The organism is Pseudoalteromonas sp. P1-9 (assembly GCF_001399975.1).
In the GTDB taxonomy this organism is placed as follows: Bacteria; Pseudomonadota; Gammaproteobacteria; order Enterobacterales; family Alteromonadaceae; genus Pseudoalteromonas.
In genome coordinates this window covers 112,181-128,451 of the sequence record NZ_LKBD01000004.1, presented here as the reverse complement: position 1 = coordinate 128,451, position 16,271 = coordinate 112,181, and the positions used below count along the sequence as shown (strand labels likewise).

Here is a 16,271-nt window from a genome sequence, read left to right as displayed (position 1 = left end):
CGGCGCTTTGATTTTGAACCCTATTTATTTAGAAGTATTGAATCCAACATATGAAGCACATTCGTAACTTTTCTATTATTGCCCACATTGATCACGGTAAATCGACTTTATCGGATCGTTTAATCCAAGTCTGTGGTGGTTTATCTGATCGCGAAATGCAACAGCAGGTACTGGATTCAATGGACCTTGAGCGTGAGCGTGGTATTACCATTAAAGCGCAAAGTGTTACGCTAAACTATACCGCAAACGACGGCGAAACATACCAACTAAACTTTATCGACACACCTGGACACGTTGACTTTACCTATGAAGTTTCGCGTTCATTAGCAGCGTGTGAAGGTGCACTATTAGTAGTTGATGCTGGTCAAGGTGTAGAAGCACAAACAGTTGCTAACTGTTACACTGCGATTGAAATGGATTTAGAAGTACTCGCAATTCTAAATAAAATCGACCTACCGCAAGCTGATCCTGATCGCGTGTCAGAAGAAATTGAAGATATCGTAGGTATCGATGCAACGGGTGCAACTCAGTGTAGTGCGAAAACAGGTCTAGGTATCGACGCGGTACTTGAAGATATTGTTAAAAATATTCCACCACCAGAAGGTGACCCTGAAAAGCCATTACAAGCGCTGATTATCGATTCATGGTTTGACCCATACCAAGGCGTTGTGTCACTTGTACGTATTAAACACGGCGAACTGAAAAAAGGCGATAAAATCCAGATCATGTCAAATGGTCAAGTTCACATCGCCGACAAAGTAGGTATCTTCACGCCAAAACAAACTGAAACAGGCACGTTAAGAACGGGTGAAGTAGGTTTTGTTATTGCGGGTATTAAAGATATTCACGGCGCCCCAGTAGGTGATACCATTACTTTACAACGTCAGCCAGCTGATGCTCCGTTACCGGGTTTCCAAAAGGTAAAACCGCAAGTGTATGCGGGCATGTACCCAATTTCATCAGACGAATATGAAAGCTTCCGTGATGCGCTATCAAAACTAAGCTTAAACGATGCGTCGTTATTCTATGAGCCAGAAAATTCAACTGCGCTAGGTTTTGGTTTCCGTTGTGGTTTCTTGGGTATGCTACATATGGAAATTATCCAAGAGCGTTTAGAGCGCGAATACGACATGGACCTTATTACTACTGCGCCAACGGTAGTGTATGAGATTGTTGAAAAGGGCGGCAACGTTATTCACATCGATAACCCGTCTGATTTACCGCCAGTTGGTAATATCGAGGAAATTCGCGAGCCAATCGTTGAAGCGAATATTCTTGTGCCACAAGAGTACCTTGGTAACGTAATTACCCTGTGCGTTGAAAAACGCGGTATGCAAACAAAAATGGCTTATCACGGCAACCAAGTAGCGATTACCTACGAAATGCCGATGGGTGAAGTAGTAATGGACTTCTTTGATAAATTGAAGTCAACCAGCCGTGGTTTCGCATCACTTGATTATAATTTTAAGCATTTCCAACCAGCAGACATGGTACGTGTAGATATTCTTATCAATGGTGACCGTGTTGATGCACTGGCAATTATTTGTCACCGTGAAGCATCTCAATCGCGTGGTCGTCAGTTAGCTGAAGCGCTGAAAGAGCTTATTCCGCGCCAGATGTTTGATATTGCGATTCAAGCAACTATTGGTGGTCATGTAATTGCACGTACTACTGTAAAACAACTTCGTAAAAACGTAATCGCGAAGTGTTACGGTGGTGACGTATCACGTAAGAAAAAGCTATTACAAAAACAAAAAGAAGGTAAAAAGCGTATGAAACAACTCGGTAATGTTGAAGTACCTCAAGACGCCTTCCTAGCCATTTTGAAAGTGGGCAAGTAAGGAGTTAATGACATGGCGGGTTATTTTTCAATATTTTTAGTATTGTTGACCTTAGGTTCGGGCCTAATTTGGTTAATCGATCACTTAGTTTATGCGCCTAAGCGTAAAGAGCGTATTGCCGTGGCACAAGGCGCAAGTGGTGTGCCGTTAACTGAAGAAGTGATCGAGCAGATTGCACCGCAGCACTCAATTGCTGAAACAGCGCAGTCGATTTTTCCTATGGTTGCCGCCATTACTATTTTCCGCTCGTTTTTGTATGAACCGTTTCAAATTCCATCGGGCTCAATGATGCCAACCTTATTAAAAGGTGATTTCATTCTGGTGGAAAAGTACTCTTATGGTGTAAAAGACCCAGTTTGGCGCTCGCAACTGATGGATGTTGGCACGCCAGAGCGTGGTGACCCGTTTGTATTTAAATACCCAGAAGACGATAAAATTGATTTTATTAAACGTGTAGTGGGTTTACCGGGCGATACTATTATTTATCGGAATAAAGAAATTTACATTAAACCTAAATGTAATGCTGGGCAAAGTGATAGCCAAGGCTTAACTTGTGGTCAGTTTAATAAAATGGAACGTGAACTTGTCAATCAAGGTGAGTTTATGCTCGCTGGTGTGCCACAAATTCGCGCAACAGAACAGCTTTCAGGTTTAACACACGATATTTTAATTAACCCAGCAATGCCTGAATTATCAGGTCGCTATTATCAGCAAGCGGGTACGGCACAAGACGAATGGCGTGTACCAGAAGGCCATTATTTTGCAATGGGTGATAACCGCGATAACAGCCAAGATAGCCGTGTTTGGGGTTTTGTACCAAAAGAAAATTTAGTAGGTAAAGCAGTATTTATTTGGATGAGCTTTACTTTTTCAGAAGACGAAGACAGTTTATTACCGTCTTGGGTGCCAACTGGTGTGCGCTTTGAACGCCTTGGCAAAATTCAATAATCTTTTAACAAGTTAATAATGACTAAAGACGTAAACTTATTATTTAAGAAGATAGGTTACAGCTTTAACGACGTTCGCTTGCTAGAGCAAGCAATGACCCATAGAAGTTACCGAGGTGCTCACAATGAGCGCCTTGAGTTTTTAGGTGACTCGATTTTGAGCTTCGTTATAGCTGATGCTTTGTATCATCAATTTCCAAAAGCCCGTGAAGGCGATTTAAGCCGTATGCGCTCAACGCTAGTACGCGGTCAAACATTGGCGGAATTTGGTGTGGAATTTGAACTAGGCGACTTTCTTCGCCTAGGTCCGGGTGAGCTGAAAAGCGGTGGTTATCGCCGTGAATCAACGCTTGCTGATGCCGTTGAAGCAATTATAGGTGCTGTATTTTTAGATTCAGACATAGAAACATGTCGTGAGTTAGTACTCAACTGGTATCAAACGCGTTTACAAGCAATTACCCCAGGGCATAATCAAAAAGACCCAAAAACCTTGCTACAAGAGTATCTGCAAGCCCGCAAGATCCCTCTGCCTAGCTATAATGTAATTGATACTAAAGGCCAAGCGCACAACCAAGTGTTTACGGTTGAGTGCTTAATTGAGAATAAACCTCAAGTAGTAGCTAAAGGAAGTTCGCGTCGTAAAGCAGAACAAAAAGCAGCTGAGCTTGCATTGAAGATGATTAAAGATGACGTTTGATAAAGACCTGTTAGATGCGCCAATTGATACTCATTGTGGCATGATTGCCATTGTGGGTCGCCCAAATGTGGGTAAATCAACGCTGTTAAACCGTTTGGTTGAGCAAAAAGTGAGTATTACCTCACGTAAGCCGCAAACTACGCGTCACCGCATTATGGGTATTCATACTGAAGGCAAATACCAAGCCGTGTATGTTGATACTCCAGGTCTTCACAGCGAAGAAAAACGCGCAATTAACCGTTTAATGAACCGCGCTGCATCAAGTTCAATTGGTGACGTGGAACTGATTATCTTTGTGGTTGAAGGTACCCGTTGGACAGATGACGACGAGATGGTACTTACTAAGGTAATGGGCAGTGGTGTGCCGGTGATTCTTGCTATTAACAAAGAAGATAACGTTAGGGAAAAAGAAGAGTTACTACCACATTTGCAGTGGTTAGCAACGAAAGGTAATTTCCTTGATATGATCCCAATTTCAGCAAAGCATGGCAAACGCGTTGAACAAATCAAACAGCACGTTCATAACACTTTGCCTCAATGTGAATTTTACTTCCCAGAAGATTACGTAACCGATCGCTCAATGCGCTTTTTAGCGGCAGAAGTGATTCGCGAAAAATTAATGCGCTTTATGGGGGATGAGCTACCGTATTCGGTGACTGTTGAAATTGAACAGTTTAAATGGATGGATAACGGCGTTTGGCAAATTAACGGCTTAATTTTGGTTGAGCGCCAAACACAAAAACGCATGGTGATTGGTAATAAAGGCGAAAAGCTTAAAGTTATCGGCCGCGAAGCACGTAAAGATCTTGAAGATATGCTTGATAATAAAGTGTTCTTAGAACTTTGGGTAAAAGTGAAATCAGGTTGGGCTGATGATGAACGCGCACTTCGCAGCTTAGGCTATGGTGAAGACTAAGGCCTAATCAATGCAACACTTTGTGCCAGCTTATTTACTGCATTCACGTCCATTTAGCGACTCGCAGTTAATGTTGGACCTGTTGGTACAAGGTGTTGGTCATATCCGCTTGTTGGCTCGTGTGAAGGGCCGCAATAGCATCAAACAAAAAGCCAATCTACAACCATTTAGTCGCCTTAGCGTACAATATGTTGGCAAAGGCGATATCAAATACTTAAACCAATACGAGCTTGAGAGCCTTGTCGCACTCAAAAATAAAGCCTTGTACTGTGGTTTTTATCTCAACGAATTGACCGCTCGCTTAACACCTATCAATGAACCACTTGATGAAATATATGGGCTGTATCATCAGCATCTAACACAGTTAGCGAATGATGAAGACTACGAACCCATTTTACGTTCGTTTGAATTTCAATTATTAGAAGCGCTAGGTGTAGGGTTAGATTTTTCTTTTGACGCTCACGGCTCTGAATTGAAAGATGATACGTATTACCAGTATCAAAATGAACTAGGTTGGTTGTCGTTAAAAGGTAGTCGCCGAGGTTTAAGTGGAAAGCAAATACAACAAATTGCATGCTTAGACTTTTCTGATAAGCTAACGCGCACATTAGCAAAACAACTGGCACGCTATTTACTTAATCCGCTTTTAGGGTATAAAAAACTGAAAAGCCGAGAATTATTTGGATCTTAATTTATGAAAGATATTTTATTAGGGGTCAATGTTGACCATATCGCAACGTTAAGACAAGCCCGTGGCACGCAATTTCCAGACCCAGCACATGCAGCAACCGTTGCAGAGCACGCTGGTGCAGATGGTATTACTATTCACTTACGTGAAGACCGCCGCCATATTCAAGACCGTGATGTATATGTAATGGCAAAAACCATTCAAACGCGTATGAATTTAGAAATGGCCGTTACCGATGAAATGATAGGTATAGCGCTTGAGGTAAATCCAGAATACGTATGTTTAGTGCCAGAAAAACGTGAAGAGCTGACCACCGAAGGCGGCCTAGATGTAGTTGGCAACGAAGCAAAAATTGCCGATGCAGTAGCAAAACTCAGTGCAGCCGGTATTAAAGTATCGCTGTTTGTTGATGCAATTGAATCGCAACTTGATGCATGTGCCCGAGTAAAAGCGCCATTTGTTGAAATTCATACCGGCGCGTATGCAGACGCTGAAAACGATAAAGACCGTGATGAAGAACTAGCGCGTATCGCCGCTGGTTGTAAATACGCAGCAGGTTTAGGTTTAACCGTAAACGCAGGTCACGGTTTGCATTATCATAATGTAAAACCAATCGCCGCCATTCCAGAAATTTACGAGCTTAATATTGGCCATGCCATTATTGCGCGTGCAGCGATTGATGGCTTAGCAAAAGCGGTTTCAGATATGAAACGCTTAATGCTAGAAGCAAGAATGTAAATTGTGTTTGTCGCTGCTTTTAGAAGCAGCGACATTCCAGTACTTATTCCATTATTTAGAAGAGATTAAACTAACAAGTCCCCGTCAAAATCTTCACTCTACTTTAACAGTAAACTTTTACTCTACACTCTGAATTGCCCCAGCATCTTGCATTAAACTCGATAAACAATCTTGCAGTTCAAATATTTCTGGTTCGATGTCTTTAAGCGCTTGTGCTTGTTTTAACGCGGTTTCGATAGTTTCTGCGAGATTTTTTATTTTGGGCACGCCAGTGTAACAACAGGCGCCATGAAATTTATGGATAATACTTAATAGTTCTTTGCTGTCACTATCGCCAAAGGCTTCGCTAATTAACTTTTGTGTTTCGGGAATACTAAGCAATAACATGCTCAGCATTTCGTTCGCGAGGTCTTCTTTTCCGCCAGCGCGTTGTAATGCTAACTGCCAATCAATCATATTGCTCGAAAACGGTGGTTCGCTGCTAATTAATTTGGCGGGTTGTACTTTCGGTTGATAATTTTTTGAACCAAACTCTGCGATGGTTTTCATTAAAATTTCTTCATCGATCGGTTTGGTTAAGTAACTGGTAAAGCCATTGCTTAACAGCGATTCTTTTTCACTAGCAAGGGCATGCGCAGTCACGGCAATAATCGGTGTTTGCTCATTAAGAGACGATTCTAAAATGAGTTTACACGCGGTTACGCCGTCCATAATCGGCATTTGAATATCAAGCAGTATCACATCGTACTTGCGGCTTTTTGCAAGGCTAACCGCTTGCGCGCCATTATGTGCGGTATCAAAACTTTCAATTTTGTCGCGCAGTAGTGCACACATTAAGCGCAAGTTAGCATCGTTATCATCTACCACAAGCGCTTTTAATGGCAATGTTTCTTTATCTGTTGCTGGAGTACTAATGGTCGGGTGATCAAGTCTGTATGGGGCGGCAAGTGTATGGCACAGCTTGCGATGGTTCATTGGCTTTGACAAACATGCATCGGCGCCGGCATTAATGACCACCTCGCGATAGCTATGCGATATGGTATTAACTAATACGTATAGGTAATCACATTTTTCCCGTGCACGCTTAATTAGTTCGCGGCATGCGTGTAGGTCGTTGGGGTCAATGTTCACAGCAAGCAGGCCAATATCAAAATTAAAAGCCTGATTTTGCGATTCTTCCAATTCGCCAAATGTTGCACATGCAGTCACATTTAACTGCCAGCTTTCTAACAATTCTTTGCCAGCTTCAAAGCTGTGTTCAAATGGTTCAAAGAATAACACGCGTTTTTGCTCTAACGGACCAAGTGGTAAGTCTATCGCATATTGATGTTTTGGAATTTCAAGTTCAGCATTAAAGGTAAAGCAACTGCCTTTACCTAGCGCTGAATTTAAGGAAATTTTACCGCCCATAGCTTCAACTAAGTGTTTGGTAATAATTAAACCTAGACCGGTACCACCAAACTTACGGGTAATGCTGGAATCGGCCTGACCAAACGCCAAAAACAGCGAATCTTGCTTATTGCTATCGATGCCAATGCCGGTGTCTTTGACAGAAATAAGCAATGCTTGTTTATGGTCGCTTAACATACGGCCGGTTACATCAATAGTAACGCTACCATTGTCTGTAAATTTAATCGCGTTACTAATAAGGTTGATTAAAATTTGTTTAAAGCGGGTAGGGTCGCCAATCACATGATCGGAAATTCCATCAGCAACATATAGCGATAATTCAATGTGCTTTTCGTGGGCGTTCGGCGCTAATAAGGTGAGTGCCTCGTTAATGGTATCGCGCAATTGAAAATGAATATGCTCAAGTTCCATTGCACCCGCTTCAAGCTTTGAGAAATCTAGAATATCACTAATAATAGTGAGCAGGCTTTTAGCCGAAAATTCGATGGTATCGAGGTAATCTTTTTGGTGTTTATTGAGCGGTGTTTTAGATAACTGGCGGGTAAAGCCAATAACACCGTTAAGCGGCGTTCTGAGCTCATGACTCATTTTCGCTAAGAAATCGGATTTAACCTGGTTTGCCCTTTGCGCCTCGCGCTTGGCAAAATTTAGCTTTATGTTTTGTGTTTCGTATTGTTCAAGCGTTTCGCGGTAATCGCTAATGGCTTGGTCGATATGGCGCTGCATTTCATCTTTTTGCGTAACCATATTGGCCGAAATATCATTAAGTCCGCGTCTTAAAATTTCAAACTCGCCTGCCATACGCTCATCGAGTCCGGTTTCTAATTCATCGCTTTTTAGTTGGTCAACCGCAAACACCAGCTTTTTGATTGGGTCACTTAAGCGATTAGAAAAACGAAACGCAATTACTAACGCGATGGCTACGGCTAAACCAATAATCACAATACTAAACAGCAAAGCACTTTGTCGCGCAATCACTGCGCGATCGTTACTAATTTCTACGTTTACATAGGCTTTTACTGGTAAATGCTGGGAAATTAATAAGCTGTCTTGTGAAAGTGCGTTTTTATCGAAAATTGGCAGCGAAAACAGAATGCTTTTTTCAAATTGTTTAATGTAAAGCTGTTTTGGCAATGCGTTACCGTTCTCAAATTTAAACTCTTCTATCTCAGGGTAATAGTTACTGGTGAGAATAAGTTCATGATTGGCGTTGAATAATACAATTGATTTTATGAGCGGAGCGTGTTGATTGTGTGTGTTGCTAATAACCGACTTTAATTCAACAATATTGTTGCTGTTTAGCGCATGTTCTATGGCTTTTGCCAGCGGTGTGGAAATGGTTTGCCCTTGTTCGGCGAGAAAATCGTTAAGTTCTTGATAGCGAGTTAAGGTAAAATAACTGCCTAGGATAATACCTACCGTTAAGGTGGGTACTAAAGTTAATAGTATTATCCAGTCTCTTAAGCCAAATCTACTCATCGGGTGCGATTGTTATAATAAATTATTATGACACTGAGTTAAGGTTAAAGACTAAAGCGATATTAGGCAAACAATTTATAGGGTAATCACAGTGGCAAGGTTTTTTAAACCGCAAAAAAAGCAACTTTCAGAAGAGAAACAAACATTAAGTATCGACTCAATGAACCATGAAGGGCTAGGTGTAACGCGTAGCAATAAAAAAGTGGCATTTGTTGAAGGCGCAATAACAGGCGAAACTGTTTTAGCTAAACAATTGGCGAATAAAAGTAAGTTCGAAAAATACCAAACCGTTAAGGTGATTACGCCAAGTGAGCATCGCGTTGCGCCATTTTGCCAACATTACGGCCAATGTGGCGGTTGCCAATTACAGCATTTAGAGGTTGCTCAGCAAGTTATTGAAAAGCAGGCAGCAGTAACTAAATTGTTTGAAAAATTCGCCGAGGTAAATAATTTACCTTGGTGTGATGCGTTAGCAAGCGACCCGACTCATTATCGTCGTAGTGGCCGTATTGCGGTAATTTACGATAAGCAAAAAGATAACTTTTTGGTTGGCTACAGACAAAAGCAATCAAAGAAAATCATTAATATCGAAAGCTGCGACGTACTGGTTAAACCTTGGCAGGCTGTTTTTACCGAAATACGTAACTTGCTCCCAGAGTTGAAAGCGGGTGATGCGATTTCACATTTGCAATTGTGTTCGGTTGAAAGCGGTAATTATTTAATTGTGCGCCATACTAAGCCACTTAAAGATAACGATATTGCAAAGCTCCAGCGTATTTGCCATGAGAATGATTGGCAGTTGGTGCTAAATAGCGAAAAAGGTACTTTTACAGGCGATGAATTACCTTATTACCAATTGGATGATTATCAATTAACCTTGTTTTTTGGTTTTGATAACTTTATTCAAGTCAATGCCAAGGTTAATCAAGCCATGATTAAACAGGCACTTACGTGGCTGAACTTAACTAAGCAAGACAATGTACTCGACTTATTCTGCGGTGTGGGTAATTTTACCTTACCACTTACAACACAATCGAATACCGTTGTTGGGGTGGAAGGGGTCGCATCGGCAATTGAGTTTGCCAAACGCAATGCAGTACATAACCAACTAAATAATATCGATTTCTATTGCCAAGATTTAACTGAAAATATTAAGTCGCAAGACTGGTTTAATCGTGAGTATTCGGTACTATTGCTAGACCCATCACGTATGGGGGCGTTTGATATTCTAACTCAACTTAAATTAAAGCGTTTTTCTCGTATACTTTATGTTGCATGTGACCCAGTAACCATGGCACGTGACAGCAAGCTTTTAATTAACGCGGGCTTTAAGGTGAGTAAAATTTCATTGATGAATATGTTTCCTAATACGTCCCATATTGAAACGATGGCGTTGTTTGAAAAGGAGAATTAATAGACATGGTATCCATTAGGCAATCGCACTTACTTGCTAATCTAGAAGGCTTTCAAGCTTGGCTAGAGATGTTGGCCTTAAGCGACGATAAGCAACGGCAGCTTGAGTGTGCTTATGATTCTTGCCTAGCATATTGCGAGCAAAAAAAATTAGACGACGAATTTGAAAGCAATTTGCCTGCGAGTAAGGAAATTGTCGAAATTCTCGCAGAGCTTAATATGGATGCTGAAACCCTGTTAACCGCATTTCTAACGCCACTTTATTTAAACGGCAAGCTCGATAAAGAGCATTTAAGCAAACACTTTTCAAAATCAGTTGTTGAGCTGTTAAAAGGTGTTGAACAAATGGCGGCGCTCGGTGCGCTAAGCTTCCAGGGAAAAGGTAGTACGCAAATTGATAATATTCGCCGTATGTTATTGGCTATGGTTGAAGACGTACGCGCGGTTGTTATTAAACTAGCTCAGCAAGTGTGTTTACTACGCGAGCTAAAAAATGCCTCTGAAGAAGAGCGAGTAATTGCCGCCAAAGAAACAGACAACATTTTTGCACCACTGGCGAACCGTTTAGGTATAGGTCAATTAAAGTGGGAGCTTGAAGACCTTTCACTGCGTTACCTTCATCCTGAAAAATACAAAGAAATCGCTAAACTACTCGATGATAAACGCATCGCTCGTGAGAGTTACATGAGCAACATGGTGGCGTTGGTAAAAGCAAAGCTTGCCGAGTCGGGCATTGAAGCCGAAGTTTACGGTCGACCAAAACACATTTACAGCATCTATAAAAAGATGCAAAACAAAAATTACGAATTTGACCAGCTGTTTGATATTCGCGCCATGCGCGTCGTAGTTAACGAATTACAAGATTGCTATGGGGCGTTGGGTATTGTGCATACTAACTGGCGTCATCTCAATAAAGAGTTTGATGATTATATTGCGACGCCAAAAGCTAATGGTTATCAATCTATTCACACTGTGGTATTTGGACCCGAAGGCAAAACCGTTGAAATACAAATTCGCACCCAAGCCATGCACCAAGATGCAGAGCTTGGGGTTGCCGCGCACTGGCTTTATAAAGAAGGGTCATTGCCGGGTAAAAACTCAGGTTACGAACAAAAAATCAGTTGGCTAAGAAAGTTACTACAGTGGCAAGAAGAAGTTGTCGACGACGAAGAGTTTGCAGAAGAGCTTAAAAACCAAGTTGTGGAAGACCGTGTATACGTGTTTACACCACGCGGCGATATTCTCGACTTACCAAAGGGCGCGACACCGCTTGATTTTGCTTATTACATTCACTCGAATGTTGGACACCGCTGTATTGGTGCAAAAGTGTTCGGCAAAATTGTGCCGTTTACCCATGAACTTCACACTGGCGACCAAGTTGAAATTCTTACCCAAAAAGAACCTAACCCAAGTCGAGACTGGCTAAACCCGTCATTAGGTTATGTCAAATCCTCACGCGCGCGCTCTAAAATTCATCACTGGTTTAAACAACAAGACCGCGATAAAAACCTTGCCGCTGGTAAAGAAATTTTGGATGCGGAACTTGCTAAACTGAGTTTGCAAACCAAAGACTTAAAACCTGCATTGACGCGTTTTAACTTGAATTCGATAGAAGATTTACAAGTTGCGGTTGGTGCTGCGGATGTGCGCATAAACCAGCTGATTAACTTTTTACAAAATAAACATCTACCGCAAGATGATGAGCTCCCTAAGTTCCGTAAATCAACAAAACCGCGCAAGGGCGATAAAAACGGTATTGTTGTTGATGGTGTAGGCAGTCTATTAAGCCATGTTGCCAAGTGTTGTGAACCAGTGCCGGGCGATAGCGTACAAGGGTTTATAACTCAAGGGCGCGGCATTGCAGTGCATCGAAGTGACTGTGAGCAGTTAGAACATTTACGAAGCCAATTTCCAGAACGTTTTATTGATGTGAGCTGGGCCGATGAAGTGTGTGAACACTATGCGGTAACGATTCGCATTGAAGCAAACGATCGCCAAGGGTTAATGCGTGATATCTCGTCAGTGCTTGCTAATGAGAAAACCAATGTGCTGAATATGAATCTGCAAACCAATAATGCGCGTCAAACCGCAATTTTTGAAATGAAGATTGAAATCAACAATATTGAGCAGATGAATAAACTGTTAGTTAAGCTATCACAAGTTGATGGCGTTTTTTCGGCGGTAAGAACCTAATGAGTCAAAGTCATAATATAGAAATTCTGCTTAATATAATGAGTAAACTGCGCGACCCTGACGGTGGTTGCCCTTGGGACTTGCAGCAAGATTTCGCCTCAATAGTGCCGCATACACTTGAAGAAGCCTATGAAGTAGCCGATTGTATTGAGCGAGAGGATTTACTTGAACTTAAAGATGAGTTGGGTGATTTACTGTTTCAAATTATCTTTTATGCCCAACTTGGCAAAGAGCAGCAGTTATTTAACTTTGACGATATTGTTGCGGCCATTTGCGATAAATTAGTGCGCCGTCACCCTCATGTATTTGCCAATGAAGAGGTGTTTTCTGAAGCGCAGTTAAAAGCTAATTGGGAAGAACAAAAAGCGGCTGAACGTAAACAAAAAGCAAAAACGAATACCCTCGATGATATCCCACATGGATTACCAGCGCTGACACGCGCGCAAAAAATTCAAAAACGTGTTGCCAGTGTTGGCTTTGATTGGCCATCAGTAAAAGGCGCGCTTGATAAAGTAGAAGAAGAGTTTCAAGAAGTACGCGAAGAGCTAGAATCACACGGGCCAGATGAAAAGTTAGCTGAAGAGTTGGGGGACTTACTGTTTGCTTTAGTAAATGTAATTCGCCATTCAGGGTTTAACGCTGAGCAGGTACTGCGTAACGCTAATAATAAGTTTGTAAGGCGTTTTAATTCGGTTGAATTAACCATTACCAAGTCAAAACCAATGAAAGAAGCAAGCCTTGAAGAAATGGAAGCGGTTTGGCGGCGTGTTAAAAAGCTTGAGAAAGCGTAAATTTCATTTGAGCAAAATGGCAACTTTTAGTATAATGTTTTCCCGTCTTTTTGATTGCCTTTAACGGCAATATTGTCTATTAATTCCTGACATCTTAGGGTTCACATGAATACAAAATTTATCTTCGTTACAGGCGGGGTTGTTTCCTCCTTGGGTAAAGGTATTGCTGCAGCATCATTGGCTGCAATTTTAGAAGCGCGCGGTCTTAACGTAACGATTCTAAAGCTTGATCCTTACATTAATGTTGATCCTGGCACTATGAGCCCTATTCAGCACGGTGAAGTATTTGTTACTGAAGACGGTGCTGAAACTGACCTAGACTTAGGTCACTATGAGCGTTTTATTCGCACCAAAATGACTAAGCGTAACAACTTTACGCAGGGTCGTGTATTTGAAGACGTATTACGTCGTGAGCGTCGTGGTGAATTCCTTGGCGCAACTATTCAAGTTATTCCACATATTACTAACGATATCAAACGCCGTGTACTGGATGGTGCAGAAGGTTATGATGTTGCTATCGTTGAAGTTGGCGGTACGGTAGGTGATATTGAATCACAACCTTTCCTTGAAGCATTACGTCAACTAGGTACTGAGCTTGGCCGTGAAGCTGCACTATATATGCACTTAACACTAGTGCCTTTCCTTGGTGCTGCGGGCGAAGTGAAAACGAAACCAACACAACACTCAGTAAAAGAGTTACGTTCGATTGGTATTCAACCTGATATCCTTATTTGTCGTTCAGATCGCGCTATTCCACCAAATGAGCGTGCAAAGATTGCGTTATTCACTAACGTAGAAGAAAAAGCCGTTATCTCATTAAAAGACGTTGATAGTATTTATAAAATCCCTGCGCTGCTTAAGTCGCAAGGTCTTGATGAGTTAGTATGTCGTCGCTTCCACATTGAAAGACCTGAAGCAGATCTTGCTGAATGGGAACAAGTTTTATATCAAGAGTCAAATCCAAACGGTGAAGTTACGATTGGTATGGTTGGTAAATATATCGAACTACCAGATGCCTACAAATCAGTTAACGAAGCACTTAAGCATGCAGGCCTTAAAAACCGTGTAACGGTTAATATTAAGTATGTAGACTCACAAGACGTTGAAACAAAAGGCGTTGAAATTTTAGCAGGCCTTGATGGTATTCTAGTACCGGGTGGTTTTGGTGGTCGTGGCGTTGAAGGTAAGATCTTAACGGCACAATACGCCCGTGAAAACAAAGTACCTTACCTAGGTATCTGTTTAGGTATGCAGGTTGCGCTTATTGAGTTTGCCCGAAATGTGGCAGGCCTTGAAGGCGCAAACTCGTCAGAATTCGATGCAGACGCTGAGCACAAAGTTATTGGTTTAATTACTGAGTGGTTAGATAAAGAAGGTAACGTTGAGCAGCGCTCTGAACAGTCTGATCTTGGCGGTACAATGCGTTTAGGTTCGCAAAAGTGTCACTTAATTGAAGGTACTAAAGCGCGTGAAGTATACGGCGCAGCGGAAATCTTCGAACGTCACCGTCACAGATACGAAGTGAATAACCACTACGTTGAGCAACTTGAGAAAGCAGGCTTGGTTTTCTCTGGCTTATCAGAAGATAAGAAGCTAGTTGAAATGATTGAGCATCCTAACCACCCGTGGTTTGTAGCGGCTCAGTTCCACCCTGAGTTTACCTCAGGACCTCGCGATGGCCACCGCTTATTTGAAGGCTTCGTGGGTGCAGCATACGCGCAACAAAAAGACGAAAATTAATTACTAAGCCGTGACCTGTGTCGCGGCTTTTTTATTTTAACTGCCTGTGATTTTGAACCCTTCGCAGGCTTAGCACAACAACCTTTATGGGAAAGAGGATATAAGATGTCTGAAATCGTAAAAGTCATTGGTCGTGAAGTAATGGATTCACGTGGTAACCCAACTGTTGAAGCTGAAGTACATTTAGCAAATGGCATTTGGGGTCGTGCATGTGCACCATCGGGCGCATCAACGGGTACCCGCGAAGCACTAGAACTTCGTGATGGTGACAAGAGCCGTTACTTAGGTAAAGGTGTTTTAAATGCGGTGAATTTCATCAATGGTCCAATCGCTGACGCTTTAATCGGCAAAAACTCTCACCAGCAAAAAGACATTGATGGCATCATGATTGATCTTGATGGCACAGAAAACAAAGAAAAACTGGGCGCGAACGCGATTCTAGCTGTTTCTCTAGCGAACGCTAAAGCAGCGGCTCAAGACAAAGGTCAAGAGTTATTCGAACACATTGCTGAACTAAACGGTACGCCGGGTAAGTTTTCAATGCCAGTACCTATGATGAACATCATCAACGGTGGTGAGCACGCGGATAACAACGTAGACATTCAAGAGTTCATGGTTCAGCCAGTAGGCGCACCTAACTTTAAAGAAGCACTTCGCATGGGTGCAGAAATCTTCCACAGCCTGAAGAAAGTTCTTAGTGCACGTGGCTTAAACACAGCTGTTGGTGATGAAGGTGGTTTTGCACCAAACTTATCATCTAACGAAGAAGCGCTTGCTGTAATCGTTAAAGCGGTTGAAGCTGCTGGCTACAAAATGAATGAAGATGTAACGCTTGCGCTAGACTGTGCTTCATCTGAATTCTACACAGATGGTAAATACGACCTGAAAGGTGAAGGTAAAGTATTTGATTCAGAAGGTTTTGCTGACTTCCTAGCGGATCTTTCTGCACGTTACCCAATTGTGTCAATTGAAGACGGCTTAGACGAAAGCGATTGGGCAGGTTGGAAAGTACTAACAGATAAGATCGGCGACAAAGTACAGCTAGTTGGTGACGATTTATTCGTAACCAATACTAAGATCTTAAAGCGTGGTATTGATGAAAAGATTGGGAACTCAATCTTAATCAAGTTCAACCAAATTGGTTCACTTACTGAAACACTTGAAGCAATTCAAATGGCGCACGAAGCTGGCTTTACAGCGGTTATCTCGCACCGCTCGGGAGAAACTGAAGATGCAACAATTGCTGATTTAGCTGTAGGTACTGCGGCAGGTCAAATTAAGACTGGTTCACTATGTCGTTCTGACCGTGTTGCTAAGTACAACCAACTTCTTCGTATCGAAGAAAAGCTAGCTGAAAAAGCGATTTACAATGGTCGTAGCGAAATTAAAGGTCAGTAATTGACACTTAATTTGTAGCT

Annotated in this window: 12 protein-coding genes; 11 read left to right on the top strand and 1 reads right to left on the bottom strand. The window is 41.9% G+C overall.

Translation table 11 applies throughout. The features are described from left to right. Positions 1 to 50 precede the first annotated feature (50 nt). The 6 genes from lepA to pdxJ are packed head-to-tail and all read left to right on the top strand — an operon-like array spanning position 51 to position 5,827. Positions 51 to 1,841 carry a translation elongation factor 4 gene (lepA, locus tag AN214_RS04360; protein ID WP_054978572.1) on the top strand — a complete coding sequence of 597 codons (1,791 nt, stop codon included), beginning with the start codon at positions 51 to 53 and terminating at the stop codon, positions 1,839 to 1,841. A gap of 12 nt (positions 1,842 to 1,853) precedes the next feature. Then, a complete protein-coding gene (lepB, locus tag AN214_RS04355; RefSeq protein WP_054978571.1) occupies positions 1,854 to 2,789 on the top strand; it encodes a signal peptidase I in 936 nt (311 codons plus the stop codon). 18 nt (positions 2,790 to 2,807) lie between these two features. Continuing rightward, on the top strand, positions 2,808 to 3,485 hold the full coding sequence (gene rnc, locus AN214_RS04350; protein WP_054978570.1) for a ribonuclease III: 678 nt from the start codon (positions 2,808 to 2,810) through the stop codon (positions 3,483 to 3,485). Next, complete coding sequence (gene era, locus AN214_RS04345; RefSeq protein ID WP_054978569.1) at positions 3,475 to 4,401, top strand: GTPase Era; 927 nt, start codon at positions 3,475 to 3,477, stop codon at positions 4,399 to 4,401. The genes rnc and era overlap by 11 nt, the downstream gene beginning before the upstream one ends. Before the next feature lie 10 nt (positions 4,402 to 4,411). Then, positions 4,412 to 5,092, top strand: coding sequence for a DNA repair protein RecO (gene recO, locus AN214_RS04340; RefSeq protein ID WP_054978568.1), 681 nt, complete (start codon positions 4,412 to 4,414; stop codon positions 5,090 to 5,092). 3 nt (positions 5,093 to 5,095) lie between these two features. Continuing rightward, positions 5,096 to 5,827, top strand: a complete 732-nt coding sequence (pdxJ, locus tag AN214_RS04335) for a pyridoxine 5'-phosphate synthase (RefSeq protein WP_054978567.1) — start codon at positions 5,096 to 5,098, stop codon at positions 5,825 to 5,827. 117 nt (positions 5,828 to 5,944) lie between these two features. Here pdxJ and barA read toward each other — a convergent pair whose 3' ends face one another. Further along, entirely contained in the window at positions 5,945 to 8,716 is a 2,772-nt protein-coding gene (barA, locus tag AN214_RS04330; RefSeq protein ID WP_054978566.1) for a two-component sensor histidine kinase BarA, read from the bottom strand. A gap of 91 nt (positions 8,717 to 8,807) precedes the next feature. Here barA and rlmD point away from each other — a divergent pair, with 91 nt between their 5' ends. The 5 genes from rlmD (at position 8,808) to eno (ending at position 16,251) form a co-directional block, all read left to right on the top strand. Then, positions 8,808 to 10,130 carry a 23S rRNA (uracil(1939)-C(5))-methyltransferase RlmD gene (gene rlmD / locus AN214_RS04325; protein WP_054978565.1) on the top strand — a complete coding sequence of 441 codons (1,323 nt, stop codon included), beginning with the start codon at positions 8,808 to 8,810 and terminating at the stop codon, positions 10,128 to 10,130. 5 nt (positions 10,131 to 10,135) lie between these two features. After that, on the top strand, positions 10,136 to 12,322 hold the full coding sequence (relA, locus tag AN214_RS04320) for a GTP diphosphokinase (protein WP_054978564.1): 2,187 nt from the start codon (positions 10,136 to 10,138) through the stop codon (positions 12,320 to 12,322). Then, positions 12,322 to 13,113: a nucleoside triphosphate pyrophosphohydrolase gene (gene mazG / locus AN214_RS04315; protein WP_054978563.1), complete on the top strand. Its 792-nt coding sequence runs from the start codon at positions 12,322 to 12,324 to the stop codon at positions 13,111 to 13,113. Before relA ends, mazG begins: the two co-directional genes overlap by 1 nt. A 105-nt stretch (positions 13,114 to 13,218) precedes the next feature. Continuing rightward, complete coding sequence (locus AN214_RS04310; RefSeq protein ID WP_054978562.1) at positions 13,219 to 14,853, top strand: CTP synthase; 1,635 nt, start codon at positions 13,219 to 13,221, stop codon at positions 14,851 to 14,853. Between the two features lie 105 nt (positions 14,854 to 14,958). Next, entirely contained in the window at positions 14,959 to 16,251 is a 1,293-nt protein-coding gene (gene eno, locus AN214_RS04305; RefSeq protein WP_054978561.1) for a phosphopyruvate hydratase, read from the top strand. Positions 16,252 to 16,271: the final 20 nt, after the last annotated feature.